We start from the raw sequence: 4,158 nt of genomic DNA, 5'->3' as shown, positions 1-4,158 counted from the left end.
CTCGCCGCCAAGATCGCCCGGCTGCAGTCCGCCCGCGCCGAACCGCCCCTGCGCCACCCGCTCGAGCTGTTCGACTTCGGCACGCGCCGGCGCTACAGCGGCGCCTGGCAGCGCGAGGTGGTGCAGGCGCTTGCGCGCGCGCTGGGCGGTGCGGGCGGCTGCTTCAAGGGCACCAGCAACGTGCTGCTGGCGCGCGAGCTGGGGCTGGTGCCCATGGGCACCATGGCGCACGAATACCTGCAGACCTTCCAGGCGCTGGACGTGCGCCTGCGCGACTTCCAGAAGGCCGCGCTTGAGGCCTGGGTGCAGGAATACCGCGGCGACCTCGGGATCGCCCTGACCGACACCGTCGGCATGGACGCCTTCCTGGCGGACTTCGACCTGTACTTCGCCAAGCTGTTCGACGGCCTGCGCCACGACTCGGGCGACCCCTTCGCCTGGGGCGAGAAGGCGCTGGCCCACTACGCGCGCCTGCGCATCGACCCGGCGACCAAGCGGCTGGTGTTCTCCGACGGGCTGGATGTGGAGCGGGCACTCGCGCTGTACCGCCATTTCGGCGACCGCGTGCAGCTGGGCTTTGGCATCGGCACGCAGCTGACCAACGACATGGGCCTCACCCCCCTGTCGATCGTCATGAAGCTGGTGCGCGCCAACGGCCAGCCGGTGGCCAAGCTCTCCGACAGCCCCGGCAAGACCCTGTGCGACGATCCCACCTTCCTCGCCTACCTGGCCCAGGTCTTCGGCATCGCCGCCTGAGCCGCCCGCCCATGCACGACACCGCCCTCCTGATCGGCCGCTTCCAGCCCGTCCACATCGGCCACCTGGCCCTGCTGCGCCAGGCGCTGGCGCGCGCCCGGCAGGTCATCGTCATCCTCGGCTCGGCCCACCAGGCACGCACCCCGCGCAATCCCTTCAGCTGGCAGGAGCGCGAGGCCATGCTGCGCGCCGCCCTGCCCGAGGACGAAGCGGCACGCCTGGTCACGCTGCCGGTGCGCGACTACTACGACCAGGACCGCTGGAGCGCCGCCGTCCAGGCCGCCGTCGCCGCCCATGCGCCCGCCGGCGCGCGCATCGCGCTGGTCGGTCATTTCAAGGACGCGAGCAGCAGCTACCTGTCGTGGTTCCCCGGCTGGGAGCTGATCGAGCTGCCGCGCCAGGACGGCATGGACGCGACCGCCATCCGCGATGCCTGGCTGGGGGTCGCCCCGGGCGGGCTCGACGCCGCGCTGGCGCCGCTGGCAAACGGCATCCCGCCCGCCACCCGCGCCCTGCTGGAACGTCTCACCGACACCCCGATCCACACCCAGCTCCAGCAGGAATGGCGCATGCTGCGCGACTACCGCGCCTCCTGGGCCTGCGCGCCCTACCCGCCCACCTTCGTCACCGTCGATGCGCTGGTGCAATCGCAGGGCCACGTGCTGCTGGTGCGCCGCGGCGGGTTGCCGGGGCGCGGCCTGCTGGCGCTGCCGGGCGGTTTCGTGGAGCCGCGCGACACCCTGTGGCAGGCCTGCCTGCGCGAGCTGACCGAGGAAACCCACTGGCCCGTCTCGGAAGCCGCCATGCGCGCCGCGCTGCGCTCCGTGGCCGTTTTCGACCATCCGGACCGCAGCCAGCGCGGGCGCACCATCACCCACGTGCACCATTTCGTCCTGGAGGACGGTGCGCCGCCCGCGGTACGCGCCGGTGACGACGCGGGCGAAGCCCTGTGGCTGCCCAGCGCCCAGCTGGCCGGGCTGGAGGCGGAGTTTTTCGAGGACCACTTCCATATCGTGGACCATTTCCTGGGGTTGACGACCGCCCCGTGAAGCCGCCTGCGGATGCGCCCCCGAGCGCAGCGCAACAACTTGCAGGGGTAGCGCGACCCCTCTTGAAATCGCGCCAAACACCCTTATCATTAGCACTCGAAGCAGGCGAGTGCTAACAAGACCCCTGCTGCAATCCCAGGCTCCCGCCCTCCTCTTGCGCGGGCGCCCTGTCTGTACCGTCGAAACCATGTTCTTCACAGGAGAAACGCAATGAAGCTTCGCCCCCTGCACGATCGCGTGATCGTCAAGCGCATCGAGAGCGAGACCACCACCGCCTCGGGCATCGTGATCCCCGACAACGCTGCCGAGAAGCCCGATCAGGGCGAGGTGCTGGCCGTGGGCCCCGGCAAGCTCGACGAGGACGGCGACCGCATGGAGATGAGCGTGAAGGTTGGCGACCGCGTGCTGTTCGGCAAGTACAGCGGCCAGACCGTCAAGCTCAACGGCGAGGAGCTGCTGGTCATGAAGGAAGACGATCTGTTCGCGGTTGTCGAGAAGTAAGCAACATTTGTTGAATCTGGAGAATTGAAATGGCAGCAAAAGACGTAGTGTTCGGCGGCGATGCCCGCGCCCGCATGGTCGAGGGCGTGAACATCCTGGCCAACGCCGTGAAGGTGACCCTTGGCCCCAAGGGCCGCAATGTGGTGCTCGAGCGCTCCTTCGGCGCCCCCACGGTGACCAAGGACGGCGTGTCGGTCGCCAAGGAAATCGAGCTCAAGGACAAGCTGCAGAACATGGGCGCCCAGCTCGTGAAGGAAGTGGCTTCCAAGACCAACGACATCGCCGGTGACGGCACCACCACGGCCACCGTGCTGGCCCAGGCCATCGTGCGCGAGGGCACGAAGTACGTGGCCGCCGGCCTGAACCCGATGGATCTGAAGCGCGGCATCGACAAGGCCGTCGTCGCCCTGGTCGAGCAGCTCAAGAAGCAGTCCAAGGCCACCACGACGAGCAAGGAAATCGCCCAGGTGGGCGCGATCTCGGCCAACGCCGACGAGTCGGTGGGCAAGATCATTGCCGACGCCATGGACAAGGTGGGCAAGGAAGGCGTGATCACCGTCGAGGACGGCAAGAGCCTGGAGAACGAGCTGGATGTCGTGGAAGGCATGCAGTTCGACCGCGGCTACCTGTCGCCCTACTTCATCAACAACCCCGAGAAGCAGGCCGCCATCCTGGACAACCCCTTCGTGCTGCTGTTCGACAAGAAGATCAGCAACATCCGTGACCTGCTGCCCACGCTGGAGCAGGTGGCCAAGGCCGGTCGTCCGCTCTTGATCATCGCCGAGGACGTCGAGGGCGAGGCCCTGGCGACGCTGGTGGTGAACACCATCCGCGGCATCCTGAAGGTGGTGGCCGTGAAGGCACCTGGCTTTGGTGACCGCCGCAAGGCCATGCTGGAGGACATCGCCATCCTGACGGGCGGCAAGGTGATCGCCGAGGAAGTGGGCCTGTCGCTGGAGAAGGTGACGCTGGCCGACCTGGGCCAGGCCAAGACCATCGAGGTGGGCAAGGAAAACACCATCATCATCGACGGTGCCGGCAAGACCGAGGACATCGAGGCGCGCGTCAAGCAGATCCGCGTGCAGATCGAGGAAGCGACCAGCGACTACGACCGCGAGAAGCTGCAAGAGCGCGTGGCCAAGCTGGCCGGCGGCGTGGCCGTGATCAAGGTGGGCGCTGCCACCGAGGTCGAGATGAAGGAGAAGAAGGCGCGCGTGGAAGACGCGCTGCACGCCACCCGCGCTGCCGTGGAAGAAGGCATTGTGGCCGGCGGTGGCGTGGCGCTGCTGCGCGCACGCCAGGCCATCGGTGACCTCAAGGGCGACAACGCCGAGCAGGACGCCGGCATCAAGCTGGTCCTGAAGGCCATCGAGGCGCCCCTGCGCGAGATCGTGGCCAACGGCGGCGGCGAGCCTTCGGTGGTCGTGAACAAGGTGCTGGAAGGCCAGGGCAACTATGGCTTCAACGCCGCCAACGACACCTACGGCGACATGCTGGAGATGGGCATCCTGGACCCGACCAAGGTGACCCGCACGGCCCTGCAGAACGCCGCGTCCGTGGCGTCGCTGCTGCTGACGACCGAGGCCATGGTGGCCGAGGCGCCGAAGGACGAGGCCCCTGCCGGCATGCCCGACATGGGCGGCATGGGTGGCATGGGCGGCATGGGCATGTAATGCCGGCCTGAGCGGCCCTGCCGGGCCGCTCACCCCTCCCCACCCGGGAAAACAAAAACCCCGTCGGTCTCGCGACCGGCGGGGTTTTTTCATGCGCGGCGCTGGTGCGGGGCTACGCGAGCTGCTGCAGCAAGCTGGCGGTGGAGGCGTCCAGCCCGCCGGTGTCGCCGCTGGCCAGC

Annotated in this window: 4 protein-coding genes; all 4 read left to right on the top strand. The window is 68.4% G+C overall.

The genetic code is table 11. The annotated features are described in order from the left end of the window. On the top strand, positions 1-756 hold a 756-nt coding region (gene pncB, locus A612_RS06490), incomplete at its 5' end, for a nicotinate phosphoribosyltransferase (protein WP_019373699.1). A gap of 11 nt (positions 757-767) precedes the next feature. After that, entirely contained in the window at positions 768-1,805 is a 1,038-nt protein-coding gene (locus A612_RS06485; RefSeq protein WP_019373698.1) for a bifunctional nicotinamide-nucleotide adenylyltransferase/Nudix hydroxylase, read from the top strand. 210 nt (positions 1,806-2,015) lie between these two features. Further along, complete coding sequence (gene groES, locus A612_RS06480) at positions 2,016-2,306, top strand: co-chaperone GroES (RefSeq protein ID WP_019373697.1); 291 nt, start codon at positions 2,016-2,018, stop codon at positions 2,304-2,306. A gap of 29 nt (positions 2,307-2,335) precedes the next feature. After that, positions 2,336-3,979, top strand: coding sequence for a chaperonin GroEL (gene groL, locus A612_RS06475; protein ID WP_040436247.1), 1,644 nt, complete (start codon positions 2,336-2,338; stop codon positions 3,977-3,979). The last annotated feature ends 179 nt before the right edge of the window (positions 3,980-4,158 follow it).

This window comes from Melaminivora alkalimesophila (genome assembly GCF_000282995.1).
Taxonomy (GTDB): Bacteria; Pseudomonadota; Gammaproteobacteria; order Burkholderiales; family Burkholderiaceae_C; genus Melaminivora; species Melaminivora alkalimesophila.
The sequence above is the reverse complement of the archived record's forward strand: the minus strand, read 5'-3'. Positions and strand labels throughout refer to the sequence as shown.

Bases quoted from the DNA above. Each gene is read 5' to 3' on its own strand.
- groL (WP_040436247.1), top strand. From the start codon at position 2,336: ATGGCAGCAAAAGACGTAGTGTTCGGCGGCGATGCCCGCGCCCGCATG.
- groES (WP_019373697.1), top strand. From the start codon at position 2,016: ATGAAGCTTCGCCCCCTGCACGATCGCGTGATCGTCAAGCGCATCGAG.
- A612_RS06485 (WP_019373698.1), top strand. From the start codon at position 768: ATGCACGACACCGCCCTCCTGATCGGCCGCTTCCAGCCCGTCCACATC.